The organism is Bosea sp. RAC05 (assembly GCF_001713455.1).
Taxonomy (GTDB): Bacteria; Pseudomonadota; Alphaproteobacteria; order Rhizobiales; family Beijerinckiaceae; genus Allobosea.
The window spans coordinates 509,202-531,530 of the sequence record NZ_CP016463.1 but is presented as its reverse complement, the minus strand read 5'-3'; the positions used below and the strand labels follow the sequence as shown (position 1 = coordinate 531,530).

Here is a 22,329-nt window from a genome sequence, read left to right as displayed (position 1 = left end):
ATCAGGCGTGGATTGCCCATAGATACTTGCTTCCCAAACCGCTTCAATGCCGATGGGAGAATGCCTTCATGGACCGGAAGACCTACTGGCTGCCGACGCCGCATCTGCAATGCGTGATCCGGCAAAAGTGCCGAAACCCGGAATACATCATCGCTGTCGATGCGAGCCCTATCGCGATGCCCGTCCTGTCGTCGGAGGAGGCTCCTGTCTACGCTCGCTCGACTTCGACCAGCCAACTGCGCTCTGTGCGTGAGGCCCGCTATCATCTCTATGACGACGCACTCTGGAGCCCCGTCTTCGCGCGGCAAGAGCCTCTGAAGATCGACGATCTCGCGAGATACATCCTTGCTGATGTCGGCGGCAGGCTGGACGATCTGAATGCGGGCAAAACCAATGTGTCCATTTTCGCGCCCGAGCGTCCGTACCTTGCGGGTGGTCTTCGCGCGTCCGAGGGGGAGGGGTTTCCGAAAGCCACCCGGCTTCTCGATACCTCGGCCGGCGGCATTCGAGACACGATCGAAGCTCACACGGATGAAGCTCAGAAGGTCATATCCGATTTTCTGGCGAACCTGATCGTGATCGATGACACCGTTTTCCGGCGATCACCTGAGCCGACGTTGACCCTGGGCTTCAGCCCGCTCGGGATCCGCATTATGGAGCGGCGGGCCACCCTCGATAAGGAGAACCAGCGCCGGCGCGCCTCGCCCCACCACAAGGACTTCCATCAACCGTGGCTCGATTTTTCGCTGCATCAGCTCGACTTTGCGCGAATGGTCGCCAGCCGCATGTCCGCGCGCAACCCGATCGGGGCCGCGACCACGCAAGCTGAGAACGAGCTGGTGATCTCTGAAGCGTTCCTCATGAGCGACGGACCATTCGGCTGCGGCAACGCACACCAGATGATCAGGCGAGCCAGAGCACTGGTCGAGGCCGCCGACCAAGTCATAGGAACGATGTCCGACGACGCCGTCTCTGCTTACATCTCGCTCCGCCGCACTCTCGCACAGCTGGCGCCGACGGAGACGCCAGCTGTCGCCAGGGCCTTGGGGGATGACGGAGAGCGCAGGATCTCTTCCGAGATCAGGCAGTTCTGCGCCCTCGTCGCGCGCGAGCCGATCAGGGACCGGTCACCCTGCGAGGCGCCTTTCCGCGAAGCCGCCTTCATCTGCGATCTCCGCGAAACCCTGTTTGGACCAGATCTCGATCCTGAACTCGCCGACCTGATGATCTGAGCGCTCACTCGGCCGCTGCAGCGACAGCCCGCACGACCGGGAACGTCCACAACTCATTCGCGACAGCGCCCAACTGGTTCGTTCGCGCCGCGATGGTCGCTTCATCCCAGGTTTCGTGATCGGCGACGTCTCGATTGAGCGCGAGCAGCGATCGGGCGATCCGCGGCTTCTTGCCAGCCCAGCTGTCGTTGCCGATCGAGGGGTTCAAGCTCGTGTTGAGCAACGTCAGATTGCCCAGCGTGTGCTTGGCGAGCTCGCGCTTGTCCATCGCATTGCGCGTTTCCTCGTCGACGGAGATACCCGCGGCTGCGAGGTCGAAATAGGTGTCCTTGGCCACCATGGCACCAGATGGAAGCGCCCAGTTGGCTGACCAGTTCGCCGGCATGATGTGCTCGACTGTCAGCTCGTCCATGATGATCGGCACGTTCTCGTCAAATCGGACACGGTTCTTCCGCTCGATCGCAGTCAGGATGTAGCGAAGCTTCCTCGACCCCATGAGCTGATAGAGCGGCTTGGACGGAAGTTTGCCCATGACCTCGGTATCGTTGGGAAAACGCGACGCCTCGCCGGTCAGGCCGGTGAGATGGCCGGCGAATGCATCCAGCGGGTCAGAGGCCTGATGCATTTCCTTCAAAAGTCCGACGACAACCTTGTTATAATTGCGATTTCCCAGATCGCAGAGGTCGCGCCTGACCATATAGGACTCGATGAGACGGTAGATCGCATCCTTGCGCGCCTGATCAATATCCTGGACCGCGGTCCACAGGACGAGCGGGTGCATCGCTGAAGTATCCCAGACGTGGAGGAAGCGGGCGAGCTTCGCGAGCGATCCGTTTTGCTGCCCGAGCTCCATCTCCTGATAGGCCTGGGCATATTTCAGCAGGGCCCGGACTTCCTCAGCGACGGTGACGAACCCCTTCCTGGTCGCAAAGCCGCGATAGGCGTTGGCCACCTGGCCCTGGATGATCTCATCGGCGGTTTCCGCCACCATGGTGTGGACCACGAGATGGTCTGTGCGCGGCCGCTTGAGGCGACCCTGCTTGATCTCCTCTTGCCAGAACTCGGTTTCGAGCTCCTTCCAATGCTGGTCGTAGAGCTGGTCGTTGTCCTCGCCGACCTTCCTCGCCCTGTGGAAGATGTCGTTCCTGATCAGGTCGAAGGAGGTGAGGGGGGCCGCGTTGCCGTTCAGAGAGCCAAAGATGGCTTGCGCATCGTCCTGCTGCCCGAGTTGAACGACGACGATCTGGAAGCCGGTCAGGAAGCCGGTCAGAAGGGCGTCGAGCACCTTGTCGCCTGCGACATCGTCCTTGAGAAGCTCATCCATGAACTCCTGGATCCGCTCGCGCAGGTACCAGTAGGCTGCCAGGAGCTTGGGCGCCTTGCCCCAGACCAGGTTGCCATTCTTGAAGAAGAACTGGGAGTGCCGGCCGCGCAGGTCGGCCGCAACCGATCGCGCGATGTCGACGTAGTAGGGCCGGTCGAAGCTCGACGACCAGAGTTTGAACTGCTCGCGCTCCGGATCGGCCATCGAGGCGCTTTGGGCGTTGAAGAGGTAGCCCTCGATCGCGCTTGCCGTGCGTTCGAACCCGCGCTCTCGCGCCACTTCCTTCATCGCGCAGAGCACGAGGCTGAAGGTCGTGATCCGCTGCTGGCCGTCGACCAGGAAGCGACGGCTCACCGCGCCGAAAGGCTGCTCTGCCGGCTGCGAGTAAATGATAGCGCCGACGAAATGCGGCTTTGGCTTGCCTCCATCGAGACATTCCTGGGCGCGATCGCGCAGGTCATCCCATAGCTTGGGCAACTGGCCGTCGGCTCCGGTCTCCCAGGTGTAGTTTCGCTGATAGACAGGCACGACCCACTGCTGGCGCTCCTGCAAAACCTCGTTCAGGGAGAAGTCTTTGGCCTGCATGATCCACCTTCGATGACAGATGCGTCATCTAGGTTCTGGCCGCCCCGCTTCGTCAATCCAGAATTGAGCTTTTGATCTGGCGATCCTCAAGGATCATGGTTTGTCAACCCACCCTGGGTGGGGTTGATCACATGGAAAGAGCCGGCGCTTCGGGCGAGGCATCGTTGTCGATGACCTCATTTTTCGGCTCCGGAGCCTTGGATTGCTGGCGCGCCTGTTCGATGACGAGGATGGCAGCATTTCGCTGAGCTTCCTGGACAGCCCGCACAGTCTCCCAAAAGCGGTCAGGGCTGACATCGAGCTTGATATCGATGGCCATCTCGGCATCTGCGACGTTGCTGAAGTAGCAAGCGCCGGGCATCACGTTGATCCCGTCCTTCAGCACGACGTAGGCTTCGGAGAAATAGAAGCCGCGGTGATAGCCGACGAAATCGGCGAAATCCTTCTTCGCCCGGATCTGATGCCCGCGGTACTCGACGCCGCCTCTCTGAAAGCGCGTGCGGGTATCACTGACTGGTTTTGACGACATGAGCCCACCCGTTTCCCTGATACCCGTCAGCCTCGACGAGAAGGGCGCAAGCTACAACTGGAGGGGATGAAGAGACTGGCCCTCAGCCATAAGCCCTCAGCTGCAGAGCAATTGTCACCGGCGCGAGCTGATCGAAAATTCCGAAGACAGCGCTCAACCGGTCGAGCTCCATCACGTCGAGCCCACGGTGCATGTAGGTGACAAGGCTCATGGCAGCGCTTTGCTCGTCGCCCGTGAGGTGCAGATCGATGACAGTGCGAGCGGGGGATGTGATCGGAACCTGATAGCCTGCGACATCGAGCGCCTCGATACCTTCGGTCAGCGCTTCGGGACGCCGGGTTCGCGAGATCGAGATCGGCGTGATGAGCGCCGTCTTGTGCCGGGATACGTGTGGAGCCAAAATCGAGATGGCATGAGGCATCACGTCACAAAGCTCATGTTGCTGCGCCGCCGAAGCTCCCGCGATCACGCTGCGAGGGAAGGCACATGTCGCCACCGCCAGTTCAGCTTTCCAGTGCTCGGACGCGACCGGATCAGCATAGATGCCCAGGTCCATGCGAACGAGATCTCCACGAGCCGTAGCGCGCGCGATCGTTGCCGGATTGAAGCCTGCCTCGATCAGTTCCAAGTGACGAACGAAACGCTTCTCGGCGATGAAATCAGCGATCGGCATGTAATCCATTACCCCCAATTATACCCGAGTGGGGACGATAGCTTACGACCATGCATTGAACGAGTTGAGCTAGGCGGGCAGGAGATCAGGCCTGGACTGAAAAGGCTGAACTGACGATCGCGACCCGCCTCAGTGGCCAGAGCTGGCGAATGAATCTTAAGCTAACCGTCAACCTCGAATGACGAAGAGCCGAATCTTATCGACTAGGGTGAGCAGGTATTCCCGATTGGCGGAAGTTCCGGAAAATCGACAGTTGGCCAGCTTGCGACTGCAGCTTCGCTTAAGGCTCGCGCGGCCAGATTGAAATCGCCAGTTTCCATCTGAAGAACAGCAGCTGCTTTTGCCGCTTCGGCCGGGTTGGCAAGCCTTTCGAGAACCTGCTGAAGGCTGCGAGTTATAATTCCCCCATAGGCTTTCTCTGCGCTGAGCTTGGCCTCCTGTGGGATCACCCCAGTCGCAGTCACCAGCTTTCCGAGGTCGATCGCATCCCGATAAGCAACCGCTCGGTCAAGGCCGCGGTCGGCATTAGCCAGCAGTTTCTCGGCAAACTGACTCGTCGTAGAGAGGAGTGGCACCCCGAGTTCCGGGTCAATACCCCCGTCCAGGGTTATCCTTGCTTCCCTGACGATCTCAAATTTGATGGGTTGTCCGTGCAAAGCTACGATTGCGCGGATGCCGTACTGGTCGGCCATTATCGGGCGTACCGTCTCGATGCCTTCTCCAAAAATTGCGCGTATCCCATCCGGCCGATAAACAGCGTTCCTCAATTCTCGGTAGCCATCCGCGTCTGCACACAGAAAGTCGACGTCCAAGGAGAGGCGATACTCTCCATTCTTGAGAACGATGGCGGTTCCGCCGCCAAAATAGCATTTGGCCCGGTTCAAGAGTTCGGCATCCATAAGGTGGAGCGCTTCGACAATGACGTTATGTTGAGGGCGCTGATAGCTCACCTGATGACTCCTGATGCAGGGACACATCGTAAGGTGATCCCACGCAAGTGTCAGGCGGAGTAAGTGTCAGGCTGCGAGAACGTGTCCGTGCCCGAACTCATCGGCTAAATCCTTGATGAGCCGGGCTTCATTCGGCGTCAGGTTCTGGGTGTCGACAAAACGCCAGTTCCGTTCGTACAACGCAAAGGCGATCTCGCGCTCGATCGGGCGCGCAGGATCGCGATTCCACACCAGCTTGCCGAGCTCGGGGAAATCCTTAGGCACAATCATGTTGTCGGCGATCTGGCCCATGCTCGCAATATACGCCTAGAGTTGCGAAAAGTCGAATTTCGGCGTCCGCCCCCTTTGGGCTACCGCACGCTTGACAGTGCGTTCTGCGGTGTTCTTAGCGGCGGCCGAACGCACGGGGCAGACGCCAATCCGACCACAATCCAAGCAGCCAACATATAACCAGCAATCGGGCTACATCGCGCGATTATTTGGGCTGAACGAGGAGCAATCAGACGGCACAGACTCAGAAATAGGGAATTTTTTGGCTTCCCGATCTGATTCGCAGAATAGGTACTTTGACAAGTCGAATGCGCTGGGTTCAGATCTGAGCTGCGTCTTATGCATTGATGCGGTCATAACGCTTTCAAGGGCGTAGGCCTTCGGTAACCATAGCTCGATAGCCTGCCGGCATGAACGACAGGCGCCTTTGCGAGCTCTGGCTGACGGCGTTGCTCAGCGACGATGGCGCCGCTCTCGGCACGATCGACACCTACCAGGATGACCTGGATGTCTATCTCGGCTGGCTGTCGTCGCAAGGCCTGACGCTGCTCGCCGTGACCCATGCCAACGTGGTCGATTTCCTTCGATTTCTCGATGAGCGCGGCTATTCGCCGGCCAGCATCTCCAAGAAGCGATCAGTGGTCCGCACCCTGCATCGCTTCATCGTCGCCGAGGGATATGGCGAGAGCGATCCGACGACATTGATGGAGCCAGGCAAGCGGGGCCGCCGGCTTCCCCACATCATCTCGATGAAGGATGTCGAAAAGCTTCTGGCCACCGCCCATGCGCGTGCCAGCGACGACAGTCTGAGCCTGTTCGCTCAGGCGAGCTATGCCCGGCGCGCAGCATTGCTGGAGACACTCTACGCCTCCGGTATGCGCGTTTCGGAGGCTGTCACGCTGCCGAGGAAAGCTCTGCGTGACAATTCCCGAATGCTGTTCGTCAAGGGCAAGGGAAACAAGGAGCGCCTAGTCCCAATGCACAACCAGGCCGTCATCGCGATCCAGAGATGGCTGGCGGCCGCGAAGGCCTACGGCGTGACGTCCGAGAAATGGATCTTCCACTCGGTTCGAGATGGCTCGAAGGCGCTCACCCGCCAATCGTCTCTCGCCGAGATCAAGCAGGCCGCGCTCGATGCCGGCCTATCGCAACCGAACCTGATTTCACCACACAAGCTTCGCCATGCCTTCGCGACCCACCTCCTGGCGAATGGCGCCGACCTGCGTGTCATCCAGGAGTTGCTCGGCCATGCCGATCTTGGGTCGACCGAGATCTACACCCATGTCGAGATGTCTCGATCGCAGCGGATGCTCTTTGATCTGCATCCGCTCAGTACGGACGACGCCGCCACGTAAGTACCGAAATCAGATACCCGCCGAGTAGACGGGCTGGTCGGTCAGTGGCTCAAAATCCTCATGCCAGACCCCGGCGAAATCCATCGCGTCCTGAAGGTGGTGCTGGTGGATCCTGATCTGCCCGTCGGGTGAAATCGCGATCAGGGACTGGACGAACGGGTCGGAATAGGCCGTGCGAACGCGCTCGTGGAGGTCAGCCGGCAACAGCCTGACCAGGTCGTCGGCAACGAAGCTGATGGTCTTGCCCTGCAGCTCCCAGTACCTGACGTTCAGCAGCTCCTCGACCACCGACTTCTTGAGATCCTCGTCGTCCATGCTGCGAACGGTCGTGAGGTCCCCGTCCACGAGAACCCAGCATTCGGGACAGCTCCTGATGTCTTCGCCAGAAGCCTGGTGAATGCGATCGCGGAACTCGATCGCGCCTTCCAGCGCCGCCTCGAGGAACGGTTCGAGCTTCTCGATTTCGACGTGCTCGCGATCCTTGGCCATACCCGCTGCTTTCCGCTTGCCGCTGTTGCCGCGGCGTCCTCTTGGTCGGCATTGTAACCGTTGGCGACGCCAGTCACGACTCTGGCTGTTGAACGAAGCCCGGCAGATATCGAGCCCGCTTGATCAGACGAGCCGACAAGGCCATCGTGCACACTCCGGAACGGCGCAAAGGACACCCCTCATGCCACAACGGGCTGATCGACCCTTCCCTGCCGAGTTCGTTCGACAAGGGGGTGTCATCTCAAAAGCCTCGGTCACAATCCGATGCAGTCGCTGCCCCACCACCAGGGTCCACGAATCCAAGAACGTCCTGCCCGACGAAGTCATATCGAAACGCCTCAAATCCTGGGGCTGGGTCTTAGGCCGCAATCGCTCGCATGACATTTGTCCAGGCTGTGCCGGCGTAACGCAGATCAACAGACTCGCGGGTCGCTTCAAGGTCATCAGCGATGGCCAGGAAATCGCCTCTCCTTCCGAGATAGCCGACACCGTCGGGCTCCGCAGAGCCCAGCAGTCAAGAGAAGTCGATGCCCTGATCGACCGGACATTCGGGGTGCCAGTCTGCAGCTCCGATCGCACCCCTCGCCAAGATGCAGCCCCGCCCGACGGTGGGCATCAACCAGGCGAGCGCGGATCCGACAAGTTCGGTCGCATCGAGCAGGCCATCACGTCACTCACTGGCGATTTAGGCCAAATCCGGGCGGCAATGGAGCTCCTGATGGAGCAGATGGGCGAACTCGTCGGGCTACAGCAGCAGCAGGTCAAAGCCATCGGCAACCTCTCAAGCGTTGTGGCTCGATCAAACGAAGGCATCGCAGTCGGCTTGAATATGCTTGGGGCAGCTGTCCGCGAGCTGGGCCAGGGGCGAAAGATACCCCCACTTCCCTCCGCATCCTCCGCGATCGAGGACATCGAACTCCCAGCGATACCCATTCGCTCGTTGCGCAACGACGCTTTCGAGGGCGAAAGCGCGAGAAGGTCGGTCGTACGGAAGCCTGGCCCTGCTCCCAAGGCCGTAGACAAGCCGATCGTGGTCAACTCGTACCGAGACGGCAAAAACCACCGGAAATTCTACACGATGGTCCAGCTGCCGAAGGCGCTGTGGGAAGATTTCGGCTTCCAGGGAGACGACCGGGTCTTCATCGAGCGAGAGGATGGAGACACGATCTCAATCAGACGAGCCGAGGAGGGTGGCGTGAAGCTGAAGAAGGTCACGGACACCACCGTGACGATCCAGACCACTCGCATCGGCAATGTCAATTTTGAGGTTCAGAGGCCGAAGGGCTCGAAAGGTGAGATCTACCTGCACGCCTGAGGTGGAAGGTCGTCAGACCTACGCGGCCGGCGAGGCTCGCCAGCCACGCCCCCAGCAGAATGCGGCATAGTTGGCCACATCGCGCGGATCGCCCTTCTGAACATGATTGGCCAGCTCGGCCTGGCACTCGCCCTCCCAGTCGTCGACGAGCCAATCGTCGCTGCAGCCATACTTGACCTGGGAGGCCAGAAGTTTGGCCTTCATCGCCTGGGCGAAGTCGTCGACGAGAGCATCCGTCTTCGGATCGAGTCGGATCTGCGGGGCGTTCCTCATGAAGCGCGGCTTTGCGGCTTCGAGCGCCAACCAGATCTGGCTGGCAACGTCGTCGACGTCTCGCGATGCATCAATCACGACGCAACGATCCGGCTCGGCCGCGGCGATTGCCAGGAAGCCCTCACGTACGCGCTTGTGAAACTCCAGGCCCTCAATCTCAAATCGATCGGCGCTCACGGAGGATGCGAGATTGCGCCGGCCGGCGCGCGCGATGCCGATCTTCGGATCGATATCCAGGATGAATGTGATGTCGGGCCGGCTGTCACCAGCTGCGATCTGAGTGAGCTGCGCAATCACGCCAGCGGGAACGGTCGATCCGGCACCCTGGTAGGCCTTGGTCGAGTCGTAAAATCGGTCGCACAGAACAATCGAACCGCTTTCGATGGCTGGCTTGATCTTCTTGCGAACGTGGTCGGCACGCGCCGCCGCAAACAGAAGGGCTTCGGCGAGGGGATCGAATTGCCCTGTCCCACCGAGAATGAGTTCCCGAATGAGTTCGGCGCCGACCGATCCACCTGGCTCGCGCGTCAGAACGACTGTCTCGCCCTGCTCGGTCAGGCGCTGTGCCAGACGCCTGATCTGGGAGGTTTTACCTGCCCCCTCCCCGCCTTCGAATGTCACGAGCCCGCGCATGATCACCCAGCCTTCGGCCAAAAGCCGAGAAAATGCGTTTCGTCGTCGTTGGCCTGGCCATGCAGATGATGCCGGCCGTGCCGACACAGCACAAACAGGCCATCTTCATCCTCGTCGACGACCAAGGTTGCACCATCGCGGATGCAGCTGAAATCACCGTCAGCCGACAGCTGCGAGCCCTTAACCGTCTGGTCGATCCTGGCCCACTCTCGGCCATCGGTCGAATGCGTGGACATGCCCGCTCCTCAACGCTCGGGGACCAACTGCCGCCAATCGCGACAGCCGGTCCCCGAAAGGCGCCGCAACGTCCTCAGCCGAGGAACTTGCTGCCAGCCTTCAGCTTCACGACGGTCTTGGCCGGCACCTTGATGGTCGCGCCGTTGGCGGGATTGCGCGCTTCGCGCTCGGGGCGGTCGGCGACCGAGAGCGTCAGCCAGCCCGGCAGGACGACCTTGGTGCGCGCCTTCGCCGCTTCGGCGAGGGTGGCGAGCACGGCGTCGAGCGTCTCACCGGCCTTGACCTTGGTCAGGCCGGTCTTGTCGGCCACGGAGGCCACCAGTTCGGTACGGTTCATGTGTATCCCTGTGTGCAGAATCGCGTGTTCGCGACGGATACGAATCGACAGTCGATCACTGATAGAGTCAAGGACGCCAGATTGTTTCCTTCGATTTTCGAAAGGTTCGCCCCCGATTCAATCCATCGGGACCGTTCCGCCATTCATTCAAAATGTTTGCGATCCTTGAAGGAACTGTTGCAACTCGCCAAAGCCGCTGGCATGATTCCGCCCGACATGAACCGTCAGGTGATGCCTGTGCACCGCCTCGGTTCCGGGCATGGATCAGACAGCTTTGGATAGCCGCACTCGCTCTTCAGCCGGGGTCGATTCGTCGAGCTTCGAAGACAAGCTCTCGATGCTGGGTCGTTTCGAAGAGGTCGTGCTTCTTGCCGCAATTGCCTGCGGCCCGAAGGCGACCTGCAATGCGATCCTGGAGCGCCTCGAACAGAGGACCGGGATCCAGCGAACCCAGACGACGATGCACACAACCCTCGATCGGCTCTCCAAAAAGGGGCTGATCCACTCCACCATGGAATGTGCCTCCTCATCGCGCCGCGGCGGCCGTCGCCGGCGACTGTTCGACGTGACCACCGACGGTCGCGACAGCGTCGAGATCTCGGTCGGGCTCATCACCGGGATGGCGAAAGACGCCGGCCTGGTCGAAGAAGGAAAGAACCGCGCGGCGTAAGGATTGCTTCGCGTTTGCCAAACGAATCGTCTCGGTCGATCATGGTTCATCCATGGAGTCCGAAATGAACTCATCCCTTCGAACATCATTCCTCGTCTCGGCGCTCTTCCTGACAGCCGCTCCCGCGCTGGCTCAGACGACCATCTATGTGCCGAGCCAGACACAGCGCTTCGGCGGAACCACCCTCTACAGCCCCCAGCCCCAGTCCTACGGCGTGCCGCTGGGCTATTTCCAGCAGGGGCAGATCCCGGCGACCGCGGGTCAGACGGGCTACTATGGCCAGGTCCAGCCCGGCTTTGGCCAAACGCAGCAAGGGACGGTCGCTCCCAACGTGGTTCTTCCCGGTCAAGCTCGATCGATTCCTGCCGATGATCTGATGACGCAGGGTCGCGCCCGGACCGATTCCTCCAACACCTCTCGTGCGACTGGTCCGACGATCGTCCCGACTGCTCCGGCCCAGTCGGAGCGGCGCGAGCCGCGTGGTCGACGATTCGCGGGTCCCGCGAAGGTGATCGATGGGAACACGCTGATCGTCGCGGGGGAGGTTCTTGTCCTGAATGGCGCCGACGCTCCTGAGCTGGGGCAAGTCTGTTCCGACCTGAAAGGGTTTGGCTGGAATTGCGGTGACCGGTCCCGCGATCGGCTGATCAACCTGGTGTCCACCCACCCGGTGACCTGCAGTGGCGTCGGAGCGGCTCAGGGCGGCACTGCCGCGACCTGTCGGGTCGGTCAGACGGATCTCGGCCGCCAGCTCGTGCTGGAGGGCCTGGCGGTGGTTCCCAGGACCGTGGCGCCTGTCTATCTCGCGGAGGAAGCTTCGGCTCGGTCTGCGCAAAGGGGCGTCTGGGCCGGGAAGTTCAAATCGCCGTGGGAAGCCCGGGCGGGGAAGTGAGCCGGTCAAGGCTATGAGCTTCTGATCGGGTCAGGATCGGGCATGAAGTTGGAGGGGTCGGGTCGGCCCCTTCTTTTTTTTTGTTGTGACTATCGAGGAAGTGGTGTTCGCGGGCCCGAATCCACCCTCTTCCAGCAGGGTCTTCTGCCTCGAAAATCCAGGCCTTCGACAGGCCTTTCGAGTCGGCTCGTTTGTCCGATTCCGATGCCCTCCATCCTGACTCCAAGGATTGCAGTCTCGATTCCTTCAGCTCGGAATCCTGAGTCCCCTTCTTCTTATAGATTCAGCTTTCGAGTCGTTTCGCTATCCCATTGAGAATGCGGTCAAATTTCGATCGGATTTTCGGAAAGTCACAACAACGGACCGGGAAAGTCACAACAACCGACCGGCTGGCGCGATCCTTCCCGCGCCTAACTTCACCATCGTCGCTCATGGAGATTCATGGGCCATCGGACTCAATTCCCGATGGCTTATCCCCAACATCCGACCCGGATAGTCACAACGAAATTGACACATGCATGTTGTGACTTATGTTGGAACTAATGGGTATTCCTGTTGGGAGTTAAGGAATGAAGGCCGAGACCGCTCGAATGCACCTTCCGAAGGAGTTCAAGAAGGCCGAACAGGTCGTCATGGCGCGTACCGAGGGGGAGGAGTTCACCCTGCTCGATCGCAAGATCTTCAATCTGCTCCTGTGGCATGCATACCGGAACCTCAAAACGCAGGCGGTCCATAAAATCAGCATGGACGAGCTGCGCCAGCTCGTCGGCATCGGCAGCGAAGGAAGCACCGAGCGGCTGAAGGAGTCTCTCGAACGGCTTTGGCGTCAGAACATCGCCGTCGACTACAAGGACGAGGAAACGGGGGCCAAGCACACCCTGCGATGCCACCATCTCTCGTTCGATATGTGCTCGATGCAGAATGGCTACCTCGATTACGCCTTCGATCCGCTGCTGCTGGAGTACATTTCCAACCCGAAGGTGTACTCGCTGCTGTCGTGGGTGACGGCGGTCAAGTTCAAGTCGCTCCACTCGCTGAAGCTCTATGAGCTGATGAAGATGGTTTTTGGACGATTCTCCCAGGTGAAGTCCTTCACCGTCGAGGAATTCCACGACTTCCTGGAGCTCAGCGATGGCTATGACGGGCGCTTCGATCGGGTGAAGGACCGGGTGATCAACCCGGCCGTCAAGGAGATCAACGAGTGCGCCGAGTTCAATATCGCCGTCGAATACGTCAAGGGCGGTCGTGGCGGCAAGGTTGTCGGCATCAAGTTCATCGCTGAGCCGAAGAACGCGAGATCCCTCAGCGATGCCGCGAATTTCGCGACTGCGCCGAAAGATGTCCGTCGCAGGGGTCCTCGCGATGCCGAGACCATCGACATGTTCTCCGGCGCCAGTGACGCCGACATGTCCCAACCGCCTGTTCTCCGGTCCGACACGATGGCGGAGGCTCGTCGCATCGTCGGCGAAGACGGCAATGCCGAGGATGAGTTTTCCGAGTGGCTGAGGGAGTTCCCCTCGGGCCGGCATTTCACCGTCAATCCCGATGAGCTTTTCCTCTCCTGGCTCACCATGAGGGTGAAGAAGCGCAATGATGAGCGCTTCAAGGGCGTGGATATCGACGCGCTGTTCGTTTCGTTCGTGCCCCAGGATTGATGATGTCTGCGATCCCCCAATCATCCGTCCCGGATTTCCTTTCGAACTTCCTTCTCGACCAGCAGCAGCGCCTGGCGCTGACGGATCAGACGCGCAAGCGTGCGGTTGCCATGGTGGCAGAGACGGGCATCGCCGGCATGAGCGAGGCGGACCTCTATCTCGAATGGTTCAACGACGCGTTGTGCGACAAGGATATCCGCACCAAGGCCGGTCTGGATCCCGCCGCGCATTATCTCGACTGGCTCGCCGACCGTCTGCTGGAGCCTTTCCGCGTTTCCTATCGGACCTACAACAAGATCAAGCGCCTCTGGGGCGTCGAGACGGTCAACCTGGTCGTCAATGTGGTCTGGCCGCAGGAGATCGCGTGGGGTCATCGCATGAGGCTCTCGGGCGATGACCGAGTCGCCTTCATGGCCAACGTCTTCCTGGTGTCTGCGGCTCGCGATCCGTCGCGAGAGTGCCTGCGCCTCGCGGAAGCGCGGATGAATGCGGTTCAGGATCTGGGCTACTCTATGGCTGTCGCCCACGAGTTCACACCGAGCCAGATCCGATCTGACCCTCATGTCGGTTCCGGATTCGAACCCTTGTTCATCCGCGCGTACCGGCCTCTGGTCGCAGAACGGATCAGCAGCATGACGCCGGCGCAGCTCAGCCACCTGGCCGAGACCGTCAGGCACAAGGAGAGCCTGGAGCGCCGCGGTCTTGCTGCGCAGCGTGCCGTCATGGCCTGCCGGCGCTCGCCGCTGTCGCGGATCAACGGGGTCATCTCGTCGGCCATCGAGATGAAGTACGATTCCGATCGGCTGGTGCTGGCCGAGGAGATGTTTCTCGATAAGCTCGCTGCCGGCGAGATCACCGTGGATCTCGACGTTGGCCTGCCCTACCGGGATTTCATCAACTTCATCCGGCACACGCCGCCCGACAGCATCCTCGAGGCATCATTGCCCGTCGACGCGATGGTCGCAGAGGCTGCGTTGTTCACGGTGGTGGCCAATCCGGAAGGGTTCATCAGCACGCTGCCCGAACAGTATCATCAGCTTCAGGCGGGTGTGCGCACGGTGTTCGGCAGCTGGCTGAGGCCCATCGCCAGCCGTCAGCGGGCCACACCTCGCGATCTGGTGTGCGACTATGGCTTCCACCTCGTCCGCAACGGATTTCGGAAGATTCCCACTTTCGTGACGGGCCCGTAAAATCGCGCCTGAACAAGTGGATCGAGACCTATGACCGAACAAAACGACGTCCGTGAAGCCATCATCGCGCTGATGGCCAAGAACCGTCTGTCGCTGGAGATCAGCCGGGCTTCGTCGAACCCGATCATGGCGGCCCGGCCGCCCATGCCGATGATCCACTGGACGGCAACAGTGCTGTGCCGCGGCCAAACGGTCGCCACCTTCACCGCCTCCTTCCAGGAGAGCCTCTATGGCGATCGGCCGCCGCCGGACGCCGAATTTCTGGAATTCCTGGCGGCCGACATGCGCGACATCCTTCCCATCGACAATGAGGAGCAGTGGCTTTTGAGCCAGGGCATCGACCCGACGGATTCGATCAGCGTGCGCTGGGCCGAGAGCTGGGCCAAGATCCATGAAATCGCAGATGGGTTCGATGCGGTCGCCGAACCCGGCCTCGTCAATGACCTCATGGCCATCGTCTCAGGCCTACAGATGCCCGAGAACGGCCTCAACGCGACGCCCTGACACCAATCCTCATTTCAACCGAAAAGCCCTTCCTGGGCCTTCCCTGAAGCCCGTCTCTGAAGAGAGGCGGGCTTCTTGCTATGAGGGGCAGCGCGTCTGGCCGTTTGCTCGGGGCAATTCGGCGACGGCTGTTTCATCGGACTCCGCTCCACTCTCCCTAAAATCCTGCAATTCCATGGCATCGGACTCCATCCCCGATGAAGGCGTTCCCGCGGCGATATCTGCCCATTTTGAGGCTTTTTCTCCATGTCTCTCCATGAATCCCAGGCGTCTCATGGTCATCGGACTAAATTCCCGATGAAGAGTCTCACACCTTGCCGATGGCGCCGTCCGGCTGCTTTCGGCGACGAGCAACCCTGAGTCTGCTGAATCAATTCAGGGGTTTGCCTCATCGGACCAAATTCCCGATGGCGAGTCCCACCATATCCAGGCTGTCGTCCATCGCTGCGTCTCCATGGCTTGTGTCTGCAGGCTTCATCGGGAATTTAGTCCGATGAGAATCCGGTTGGGCAAAACCACCGTCATCCACGTGAACTCTGCTGTGGTGACTTGATCCTTGTGCCCTTCGGCACGAAGTTCCCTTTCTGTTCATCGATTCCTCGAATTGGGTCTTCGATCCTTGCCCCTTCCCGACGTTCCCGATGTCTCTCCGGTCTATGCCGGACCGTGCCGTCTGCTCGACTGGAAGCAGGGTGGACGCCACGGCATGACCGTCGATCTGTGCCTGGCGGTCCCGGGGCCTGACGGAGCTCACCCGTTTCGCCTGGTCATGACCGGCAAGGAGAACGGACAGAAGTTCCTGATCGATGTCACCTTCCCGCCCCACAAGGACGCGGAGTCCGGTCAAAGCGTCTATCGTGGCGAGGCGCTGGCGATGCGATGGTCCGAAAACGATCGTACAGGCATGATGGTGCGCCTGTTGCTGGACGATGGGCCAGACGGAGTGGCCGGCAGTCATCCCTTCTTCGGTCTGGCCATCGGCCCCCGCACGGGAGAACCCCTCGTCTTCAAGGCTGTCGCGGTCGGCCATGACGAGAGCCTGATCAAGCCGTCGAGCCTGCGCCGCAAGGTGCCCTTCTCGCAGCTCACCGAAGTTGCGCAGTCCAATATCCTTGGACGCGACCCGCGCTTCCAGCGGTTCCTTGCCCATTCGCTCGCCGAGCTCGTACCCGATGAATCCGTTCGCGCTGCTTTGGCCAACATGGCCGACAAGCCGGAGGCATTCGCCGCGGCCGTCATCAGGACCGTGCTCAAAGTCCCGACGCGCAGCGTCATGAACGGGAATGGCCGCGAAGCCGAAAAGGCCAAAACCGCCTGGCGTCAGCTCATGGCCGACTACCACGACCAGCTTTGGGGTCGACCGCAGATCGGTACGCGGATGACCCCCGAGATGGCCGGCTGAGGCGTGCTTCTGGCTTTCTTCGTCACGCTTTATCGTTCCTCGTTGAAGAGGATTCCGAGCGGGCATGAAGCCTATCCTGAACCATCGCGACCCGGACATGTGGAAGGGCGTCGACTCCGCAGAGATGTGGCGTCGCTACTCTCGCGCGATCGATATTCGCGTGAGTTCTCTCAACGTGCCCGAGCGACCCAACGCCGTCGTCGTCGTTCGCGAGGCGCGTTCGGGTGATGTTTCCAACCCGCAGGGCCGAAGCTGAGATTGGTGAGGTGGCAGGGCTTGTCGCCGAGAGGTGGAATCGAGCTCGACTGTTCGCCTGGTGCGACGAGGTCGGACTCGATTCGCCCGAGCTGATCGCTGTCACTCTCCATCTTTCCGTCGCCACGCTGACAACGTGGAAGGGGAAACCTTCAGGATCGATTCCACCGCGCGTTCTGGCTTGCGTCGACGGCTATGAGGCCTGGCGGGGCGCGGGTCTGGGGGAGCGAGTCGATCTTCCCCCTGCCAGCCGGAATTGGCTCGAATCCTGGATGAAACGTCTCGAAATCACATCGATATCGAGGTTTGCAGCGGAACTCGGATACCCCCGCCAGCGGGTGGCCGACTGGTTTTCAGACGGTTCTGCTCCATCCTGGCTGGGCCTTGCGTGCCTTGGAGTGGAGGCCCGGAAGAGAGGCTTATCCCGGATAATCAAGGACTGATCGCTCATATCTTGCGAAAACTTGAAGGATCTCGCTTGACCGATCCTTGAACGTCTCGGACAATCCACGCAGAGAACCCGTAACCCGTTCCCTGAGGATTTCGAGATGCATCCTTCGAAGCGTACCCTGCGACTGGCGCTGCTCGCCGGGTTCGTCGGCTTCGTTGCCCCCGCCACCGCTCAGGAAGCGGGTTTCGGCAAGGACATTCCGATCGGAGCCGCGGCGCGCCAGATCGTCCCCGACGGTTTCAAGGTCGAGATGGCCGACGGTGTCGACGCTTCGGCGAAGGCGTCCTGGAACGGTGGAGGCTGGCGTCAGTCCCTGGCCGCGGCGGCTCGATCGGCTGGCTATTCGGCGATCATTTCCGGCGAGACTGTTCGCATCGTGAAGGTCGCGAAGGCTGCCCCTGCCCCGGTCGCTGAAGCGACCGAAGAGCCGCGGAAGGCAAGCCGGCAGGGCCGCAAGGAGCGTGTCACCGAACGGCGCGCTCGGCCGCGCTCTGAAGTGGTGGTTCGCGAGACAACGACGGTCGAGACGGTGTCCAGCGCTGGCTTCGTGCTGGTTCAGCCGAAGGCCGAGGCCCCCGCACGCTCGTCCGATTGGAAGAAGTACGACGCCAAGAAGGTGGCCGTCGTCGAGAGCGCTTACGTGGTGCGTGAAGGCCAGAGCCTGCGCGCTGTGCTGGAAGAGTGGAGCGGCCGGGCCGGCTGGAAGCTCGTCTGGAGCACCGATTACGAATACGCGCTGACCTCCAGCGCCAAGTTCACCGGCGATTTTTCGACCGCCGCCCACGAGCTCCTGCGCTCGATGGCCAACGTCCGCCCCCAGGTCACCGCCACCTTCTATGCCGGCAACAAGACGCTCGTGGTCGGCAACGATCTCGCTGACGCGGCCGGCTACTGATGCGCCCTTACGGAGAAAGCCCGATGCGCCGCCCCTTCAACTCCTCTCTCGCTCTGGCCCTCTGCGTCTCCACGATGCTGTCGGCGTGCGCCTCGACCGAAACCATCGTCCAGACCAATCACGCCCGCGAAAACGCCGAACGTCTCGCTGCTGTGGCTCCTCAGCCGATGGCACCGCGTGACGTTTCGGCCGTGAAGACCACCGACCAGGTCTATGTCGGCGCAACTGCGAAGCTGAAGGAGAACGGGGACCCGCTGCCGTCGAAGTTCGAGTCGGGCTCGTTCACGATCGCCAAGTCGCGGCTGGTCAGCTTCCAGGAAGTGGCTGCGGCCATCACTGAGCAGACCGGAATTCCGGTGGCTGTCGCTTCCGTTTCGCCTCGTCAGGCCGGCGGCCAGGCTGCCAGCATCCCCGGCGGGGCAGCTGCCAATCTCGGAGGCAATCCGCTGAGCGCTGCGACCGCGGCCATCGCCGGTGCCGGTGTTCAGGGCGGGCAGATCGGGCCGATCGGCTCTCTGGCTGCGCTGGAAGGTCCGACGGGCGACCTCGGCATCACGGGTCGCATGAAGCTGGCCTATTCCGGTCGCCTCTCGTCGTTCCTCGACCTCGTCGGGTCGAATTTCAACGTGGCCTGGGAGCACAAGGGCGGCAGGATCGTCTTCAGCCGCTACATGACCAAGGTGTTCGAGGTTCCGGGGCTTCCGACCTCGACCAAGCTCGCCTTCTCGATGTCGTCGGGCAGCCAGATCAGCGGCGCATCGCAGGCTGGTGGCGGTCAGAGCGCGACCGGCGGAACCGACCAGTCCGCCAAGACCGAGTCGTCGTTCGAGGTCTGGAAGGATATTTCCGAGAACCTGCAGGCGATGGTCGCCGGCGACGGTGCCGTCCAGGTGGCGACCGGGCAGGGTACGGTGACCGTGGTGGCGACGCCCACCACGATGCGTCGCGTCAGCGACTATCTGCGCAACGTCAATCAGATCCTGGCGCGCCAGGTGGCGATGAGCGTGAAGGTCTACTCCGTCACCCTGCGCGACGGCGATACCTACGGCTCTGACATCAATCTGCTGTTCCAGAACGCCGGCAAGTACGGTCTGCGCTTCGCCACGACGGGATCCCTCCCGGCCCCGGTGACCGCGATCGGTTCCGTTCCTGCTCCGGCGGTCGGCCAGACCCAGGGTGTCGGCTGGGCCATTCTCGATCCCAGCCTGAACACGCAGGGATCGGGCATCGTGCAGGCGCTGTCTACCAAGGGCGATGTCTCCGTCGTGACGTCGGCTTCGGTGACGACCATCAACGGGCAGCCGGTTCCCTTCCAGGTCTCCAACACACGCGGCTATCTCGCCCAGGTCTCGGTCACGCAGTCGACGGGCTCTGGCAGCGGCCCGACAGCGGCTCTGACGCCGGGCTCGGTGACGACCGGCTTCAACCTGCACCTCGTGCCCAAGATCCAGCGCGATGGTTCGGTGCTGCTCCAGTACGCGATGAACATCAGCGAGCTCGTCGGCTCCAACAACGGCTTCGAGGTTGCGTCCTCTGGCGGCAACACGATCCAGCTGCCCAACGTCAACCAGCGCAACTTCATCCAGCAGGCGATCCTGCCCAACAATGCGACGCTGGTTCTGGCCGGCTTCGAGCAGGTTCGCTCGACTTCGACGCAGAGCGGGACCGGACACGCTGCCCTGTGGCCGTTCGGTGGCGTCAGCAGCAAGCAGCTCGCTCGCGAGATCCTCGTGATCACGATCACGCCCACCATCCTGGATGTCGGCTCGGCGGCGAACCTGTCGACCACGGCGCCGCTCCCGGTCCGCTGAGAGCCCGGTCAGCGGCAAAGGGAGGCATTGCCAGATGGCAGATGCGGACAAGATCAGTGTCCTGAAGATTGGCGGCAAGAAATACGCCGTCAATCTGTTCTGGAACGAGGCTGAGGATTCCTCACGCGTCCAGGAAGCGGCCCGTCGGGAGGCCGCACGGCAGAGCGAGCTTGAACTGGACCTCTTCTGCGTGCGCCAGGGCGTGTCGCAGTATGGTCTCGGGCGCAAGCGGCTCGGCCATTCGAAGGGTATGGCTTCGCTTGCGGGCCATATGGCGGATTCGCGTCCCGGCTCCTGGCTGGGCGTATTCTCCGTCGATGACGGCTATTACATCCTGGCAGTCCGGGACAACGAGATCCTGGGTGAAACCGATCGCGTCTTCAGTGACGAGCTCGATGCCCGCACGCAGTTCGAGGAATTTCTGACGCGTGGCGAATGGAGCGAAATCTACGCTCCCGCGTCGCTGAGCATCGATGGCGCGCAGGATCAGTCGATCGAGACGTTCATCGCCTCCGGCCGTCCGCCGCGGCTGCAGGACATCAATCGCGTCGGGTCGGCCTTCAAGTGGATCGTGATCGGCGGCGTCGTCGTGGCGATCATCTTCGGCGGTCTGCTCTACCAGAAGTACCAGGCCGAGGCGGAGTATCAGGAGATGCTGCGCAATCTCGAAGCGCAGGCTCGCAACAACCTCCCCGGCCGCAAGCAGCAGGAGGTCGAGGTTCCGCCCATGCCTTGGGAAGGCCGGTATTCCGCGGCCAAGTATCTGCCGGCCTGTTCGGAGGCGATGAAGCGCGCTGTCCTCGACATTCCAGGCTGGAAGCCGAAGGCAATTCTCTGCAACGGCACCGGTTCGTCCGTGTCGATGAACATCGATCGATCTGCGGCGCTGGGTCAGGGCGGCGGCACCATCAACTGGATCCGGTGGGCGCTCAATCGGAAGGGCCTGGACCGTTCGAGCATCTCGCCTGTCGGTGACAACGGCGCCGAGGCGACGTGGTCGATTTCCGGCGACGTCGAAGTTCTCAAGCCGGCGCTCACCCCGCCTCGCCTCGCGGAAGCACGACGCTACCTTCAGTCGTGGCTCGAAGAGACGTTCACCCAGGTGCGGTTCACCAGCGGGGACAAGAACCAGTTTTTCGAAACATTGAAATTCCGTTTCGAAACACCGTACGATCCTTCTCGCTTTTCGGATATCCTTGGCCGAGTCGAAGGACTGACCATCGACAGGGTGTCGCTCGATCTGGCTCGGTACGTCTACACGGTGGAAGGAGCCGTCCATGAAAAGTTCGAACTGCCCGCGGGCGTCGTTGCAGCTAACCGGTCAGGCAAACCTCAGGAGCCCGCTCGTGCGCGCTAAGACCATCATCGTCGCCTCCAGCCTCGTCGCCCTGATTTCAGGCGCCGCTCTCGCGCAGCAGCCTCTCGGCCTGCCCCAGGGTCTGCCCCCGCTTCCGCCTGCCGCGCCTGCGGCCAACCCTGTGCAGCCGGCACAGCAGCCGGTGTTCATCCGTCCGTTCCAGAACGCCGAGCCTGTCCCCACGGGCGCTCCCGCGCCGATCCCCGCGCAGCCTGAAGGCGGTTACGGCACGACGCTGCCGACCCCTGGGGCCGCCGACCCCGCCTCTCGGATGAACCTCAACAACGCGGCCGGCTATTCGGGGCGCGTGCAGGACGAGGCGCGGACCCGGCTTTCGGAGTTCACGCGGCAGGATGCCTCGCCGGCAACGACTCAGAAGGTCGAGGGTCAGGGCCCGCTCGGCATGGCGCCCGTGTCGAGCCAGTCCGACCTGGAGGCTCTTTCGCGGATCCAGCGCAACATCGCCGTCCTCGATGCCCAGAACAAGGAAGCCGAGCTCGCTGTGAAGCTCTGGGCCACCATGTTCAACAATCCGGCCGCGAAGGAGTGGCGTGAGGCTGAGAAGAAGGAGAAGGAGGAGGCTGCCAAGCAGGCTGCAGCGGCGGCTGCTCCCCTTGCGTCTGCCATGCCTGGCGTGGGTCAGCCGAGCCAGCAGGCCCAGATGCCGACTCCCGATCCGCTCGTCGTCGAAGTTTCCGGCAACCGCGCTCGTCTTCTCCTGCCTGGTCGTGGTGAGATCGTCGTCCGCGCCGGACAGACCATTCCCGAAGGTCGCATTGCGTCCGTCGGGCTCTCAGGCGTCGTCCTGGTCGACAACAAGGGCAATCGCACGACGCTCGGCTTCGGGACGAGCTTCCCCATGGCGAACAACACGCCGCCCGCCAGCGGTTTCGCACGGCCGATTTCTCGGTAGGCCGAAGAATGACCTATGCCCCGAGCCTGATCGACATCCCAGCTCCTTCCGCTCCTCGTCTCGGGTGTGGATCGACGGGCATGCGTATCGGTTCGGGGCTGCTTGCTCGCTCGGTTGAATCCATGCGTATCA

Annotated in this window: 23 protein-coding genes; 14 read left to right on the top strand and 9 right to left on the bottom strand. The window is 61.5% G+C overall.

Going from position 1 to position 22,329, the window contains the following annotated elements:
- Nucleotides 1-68: 68 nt before the first annotated feature.
- Nucleotides 69-1,232 carry a hypothetical protein gene (locus BSY19_RS02710; RefSeq protein WP_069052755.1) on the top strand — a complete coding sequence of 388 codons (1,164 nt, stop codon included), beginning with the start codon at nucleotides 69-71 and terminating at the stop codon, nucleotides 1,230-1,232.
- Between the two features lie 4 nt (nucleotides 1,233-1,236).
- On the opposite strand, the gene BSY19_RS02705 is transcribed toward BSY19_RS02710, so the two are convergent.
- From BSY19_RS02705 to BSY19_RS02685, 5 genes are all read right to left on the bottom strand, one after another.
- Entirely contained in the window at nucleotides 1,237-3,141 is a 1,905-nt protein-coding gene (locus tag BSY19_RS02705) for a DUF262 domain-containing protein (protein WP_069052754.1), read from the bottom strand.
- Between the two features lie 127 nt (nucleotides 3,142-3,268).
- Nucleotides 3,269-3,670: a hypothetical protein gene (locus tag BSY19_RS02700; RefSeq protein ID WP_069052753.1), complete on the bottom strand. Its 402-nt coding sequence runs from the start codon at nucleotides 3,668-3,670 to the stop codon at nucleotides 3,269-3,271.
- Nucleotides 3,671-3,752: 82 nt separating this feature from the next.
- Nucleotides 3,753-4,343 (bottom strand): type IV toxin-antitoxin system AbiEi family antitoxin domain-containing protein, encoded by a 591-nt coding sequence (locus BSY19_RS02695; RefSeq protein WP_069052752.1) that lies wholly within the window; start codon nucleotides 4,341-4,343, stop codon nucleotides 3,753-3,755.
- A gap of 203 nt (nucleotides 4,344-4,546) precedes the next feature.
- Nucleotides 4,547-5,293 carry a nucleotidyl transferase AbiEii/AbiGii toxin family protein gene (locus BSY19_RS02690; protein WP_069052751.1) on the bottom strand — a complete coding sequence of 249 codons (747 nt, stop codon included), beginning with the start codon at nucleotides 5,291-5,293 and terminating at the stop codon, nucleotides 4,547-4,549.
- Between the two features lie 66 nt (nucleotides 5,294-5,359).
- Nucleotides 5,360-5,584, bottom strand: coding sequence for a hypothetical protein (locus BSY19_RS02685; protein WP_069052750.1), 225 nt, complete (start codon nucleotides 5,582-5,584; stop codon nucleotides 5,360-5,362).
- A 389-nt stretch (nucleotides 5,585-5,973) separates the two neighbouring features.
- Here BSY19_RS02685 and BSY19_RS02680 point away from each other — a divergent pair, with 389 nt between their 5' ends.
- Entirely contained in the window at nucleotides 5,974-6,918 is a 945-nt protein-coding gene (locus tag BSY19_RS02680; protein ID WP_069052749.1) for a tyrosine recombinase, read from the top strand.
- A gap of 9 nt (nucleotides 6,919-6,927) precedes the next feature.
- On the opposite strand, the gene BSY19_RS02675 is transcribed toward BSY19_RS02680, so the two are convergent.
- The gene (locus BSY19_RS02675) at nucleotides 6,928-7,407 is read right to left on the bottom strand and encodes a hypothetical protein (RefSeq protein WP_069052748.1); all 480 of its coding nucleotides are present in this window, start codon (nucleotides 7,405-7,407) and stop codon (nucleotides 6,928-6,930) included.
- Between the two features lie 181 nt (nucleotides 7,408-7,588).
- Between BSY19_RS02675 and BSY19_RS27380 the strand changes: the two genes are divergently transcribed.
- Entirely contained in the window at nucleotides 7,589-8,722 is a 1,134-nt protein-coding gene (locus BSY19_RS27380; protein WP_150129435.1) for a hypothetical protein, read from the top strand.
- A gap of 18 nt (nucleotides 8,723-8,740) precedes the next feature.
- On the opposite strand, the gene tmk is transcribed toward BSY19_RS27380, so the two are convergent.
- From tmk to BSY19_RS02655, 3 genes are all read right to left on the bottom strand, one after another.
- Nucleotides 8,741-9,628: a dTMP kinase gene (gene tmk, locus BSY19_RS02665; RefSeq protein ID WP_083247368.1), complete on the bottom strand. Its 888-nt coding sequence runs from the start codon at nucleotides 9,626-9,628 to the stop codon at nucleotides 8,741-8,743.
- A 2-nt stretch (nucleotides 9,629-9,630) separates the two neighbouring features.
- On the bottom strand, nucleotides 9,631-9,864 hold the full coding sequence (locus BSY19_RS02660) for a hypothetical protein (RefSeq protein ID WP_069052745.1): 234 nt from the start codon (nucleotides 9,862-9,864) through the stop codon (nucleotides 9,631-9,633).
- Nucleotides 9,865-9,938: 74 nt separating this feature from the next.
- Nucleotides 9,939-10,202 (bottom strand): HU family DNA-binding protein, encoded by a 264-nt coding sequence (locus BSY19_RS02655; RefSeq protein WP_069052744.1) that lies wholly within the window; start codon nucleotides 10,200-10,202, stop codon nucleotides 9,939-9,941.
- Nucleotides 10,203-10,461: 259 nt separating this feature from the next.
- Here BSY19_RS02655 and BSY19_RS02650 point away from each other — a divergent pair, with 259 nt between their 5' ends.
- From BSY19_RS02650 to BSY19_RS27815, 11 genes are all read left to right on the top strand, one after another.
- Nucleotides 10,462-10,872 carry a helix-turn-helix transcriptional regulator gene (locus BSY19_RS02650; RefSeq protein ID WP_083247340.1) on the top strand — a complete coding sequence of 137 codons (411 nt, stop codon included), beginning with the start codon at nucleotides 10,462-10,464 and terminating at the stop codon, nucleotides 10,870-10,872.
- A 52-nt stretch (nucleotides 10,873-10,924) separates the two neighbouring features.
- Nucleotides 10,925-11,764 (top strand): thermonuclease family protein, encoded by an 840-nt coding sequence (locus tag BSY19_RS02645; RefSeq protein WP_069052742.1) that lies wholly within the window; start codon nucleotides 10,925-10,927, stop codon nucleotides 11,762-11,764.
- Between the two features lie 569 nt (nucleotides 11,765-12,333).
- Entirely contained in the window at nucleotides 12,334-13,419 is a 1,086-nt protein-coding gene (locus BSY19_RS02640) for a replication initiation protein (protein WP_069052741.1), read from the top strand.
- A gap of 2 nt (nucleotides 13,420-13,421) precedes the next feature.
- Nucleotides 13,422-14,609, top strand: a complete 1,188-nt coding sequence (locus tag BSY19_RS02635) for a hypothetical protein (RefSeq protein WP_069052740.1) — start codon at nucleotides 13,422-13,424, stop codon at nucleotides 14,607-14,609.
- Nucleotides 14,610-14,639: 30 nt separating this feature from the next.
- The gene (locus tag BSY19_RS02630) at nucleotides 14,640-15,113 is read left to right on the top strand and encodes a hypothetical protein (protein ID WP_069052739.1); all 474 of its coding nucleotides are present in this window, start codon (nucleotides 14,640-14,642) and stop codon (nucleotides 15,111-15,113) included.
- 706 nt (nucleotides 15,114-15,819) lie between these two features.
- A complete protein-coding gene (locus tag BSY19_RS02625; protein ID WP_150129434.1) occupies nucleotides 15,820-16,515 on the top strand; it encodes a hypothetical protein in 696 nt (231 codons plus the stop codon).
- 64 nt (nucleotides 16,516-16,579) lie between these two features.
- Nucleotides 16,580-16,771 (top strand): hypothetical protein, encoded by a 192-nt coding sequence (locus BSY19_RS27375; protein WP_150129433.1) that lies wholly within the window; start codon nucleotides 16,580-16,582, stop codon nucleotides 16,769-16,771.
- Nucleotides 16,772-17,318: 547 nt separating this feature from the next.
- Nucleotides 17,319-18,116 (top strand): toxin co-regulated pilus biosynthesis Q family protein, encoded by a 798-nt coding sequence (locus BSY19_RS02620; RefSeq protein ID WP_069052737.1) that lies wholly within the window; start codon nucleotides 17,319-17,321, stop codon nucleotides 18,114-18,116.
- A gap of 23 nt (nucleotides 18,117-18,139) precedes the next feature.
- A complete protein-coding gene (locus tag BSY19_RS02615; protein WP_069052736.1) occupies nucleotides 18,140-19,927 on the top strand; it encodes a secretin N-terminal domain-containing protein in 1,788 nt (595 codons plus the stop codon).
- Between the two features lie 34 nt (nucleotides 19,928-19,961).
- On the top strand, nucleotides 19,962-21,284 hold the full coding sequence (gene pilO2, locus BSY19_RS02610) for a type 4b pilus protein PilO2 (protein ID WP_069052735.1): 1,323 nt from the start codon (nucleotides 19,962-19,964) through the stop codon (nucleotides 21,282-21,284).
- The gene (locus BSY19_RS27815; RefSeq protein WP_069052734.1) at nucleotides 21,274-22,197 is read left to right on the top strand and encodes a hypothetical protein; all 924 of its coding nucleotides are present in this window, start codon (nucleotides 21,274-21,276) and stop codon (nucleotides 22,195-22,197) included. Before pilO2 ends, BSY19_RS27815 begins: the two co-directional genes overlap by 11 nt.
- Nucleotides 22,198-22,329 lie beyond the last annotated feature (132 nt).

Coding starts and splice junctions, on each gene's coding strand:
- BSY19_RS02620 (WP_069052737.1), top strand. CDS start 17,319: ATGCATCCTTCGAAGCGTACCCTGCGACTGGCGCTGCTCGCCGGGTTC.
- BSY19_RS02635 (WP_069052740.1), top strand. CDS start 13,422: ATGTCTGCGATCCCCCAATCATCCGTCCCGGATTTCCTTTCGAACTTC.
- BSY19_RS02685 (WP_069052750.1), bottom strand. CDS start 5,584: ATGGGCCAGATCGCCGACAACATGATTGTGCCTAAGGATTTCCCCGAG.
- BSY19_RS02655 (WP_069052744.1), bottom strand. CDS start 10,202: ATGAACCGTACCGAACTGGTGGCCTCCGTGGCCGACAAGACCGGCCTG.
- tmk (WP_083247368.1), bottom strand. CDS start 9,628: ATGCGCGGGCTCGTGACATTCGAAGGCGGGGAGGGGGCAGGTAAAACC.
- BSY19_RS02675 (WP_069052748.1), bottom strand. CDS start 7,407: ATGGCCAAGGATCGCGAGCACGTCGAAATCGAGAAGCTCGAACCGTTC.
- BSY19_RS02645 (WP_069052742.1), top strand. CDS start 10,925: ATGGAGTCCGAAATGAACTCATCCCTTCGAACATCATTCCTCGTCTCG.
- BSY19_RS27380 (WP_150129435.1), top strand. CDS start 7,589: ATGCCACAACGGGCTGATCGACCCTTCCCTGCCGAGTTCGTTCGACAA.
- BSY19_RS02640 (WP_069052741.1), top strand. CDS start 12,334: ATGAAGGCCGAGACCGCTCGAATGCACCTTCCGAAGGAGTTCAAGAAG.
- BSY19_RS27375 (WP_150129433.1), top strand. CDS start 16,580: ATGAAGCCTATCCTGAACCATCGCGACCCGGACATGTGGAAGGGCGTC.
- BSY19_RS02630 (WP_069052739.1), top strand. CDS start 14,640: ATGACCGAACAAAACGACGTCCGTGAAGCCATCATCGCGCTGATGGCC.
- BSY19_RS02650 (WP_083247340.1), top strand. CDS start 10,462: ATGGATCAGACAGCTTTGGATAGCCGCACTCGCTCTTCAGCCGGGGTC.
- pilO2 (WP_069052735.1), top strand. CDS start 19,962: ATGGCAGATGCGGACAAGATCAGTGTCCTGAAGATTGGCGGCAAGAAA.
- BSY19_RS02710 (WP_069052755.1), top strand. CDS start 69: ATGGACCGGAAGACCTACTGGCTGCCGACGCCGCATCTGCAATGCGTG.
- BSY19_RS02615 (WP_069052736.1), top strand. CDS start 18,140: ATGCGCCGCCCCTTCAACTCCTCTCTCGCTCTGGCCCTCTGCGTCTCC.
- BSY19_RS02680 (WP_069052749.1), top strand. CDS start 5,974: ATGAACGACAGGCGCCTTTGCGAGCTCTGGCTGACGGCGTTGCTCAGC.
- BSY19_RS02695 (WP_069052752.1), bottom strand. CDS start 4,343: ATGCCGATCGCTGATTTCATCGCCGAGAAGCGTTTCGTTCGTCACTTG.
- BSY19_RS02705 (WP_069052754.1), bottom strand. CDS start 3,141: ATGCAGGCCAAAGACTTCTCCCTGAACGAGGTTTTGCAGGAGCGCCAG.
- BSY19_RS02660 (WP_069052745.1), bottom strand. CDS start 9,864: ATGTCCACGCATTCGACCGATGGCCGAGAGTGGGCCAGGATCGACCAG.
- BSY19_RS02625 (WP_150129434.1), top strand. CDS start 15,820: ATGACCGTCGATCTGTGCCTGGCGGTCCCGGGGCCTGACGGAGCTCAC.
- BSY19_RS02700 (WP_069052753.1), bottom strand. CDS start 3,670: ATGTCGTCAAAACCAGTCAGTGATACCCGCACGCGCTTTCAGAGAGGC.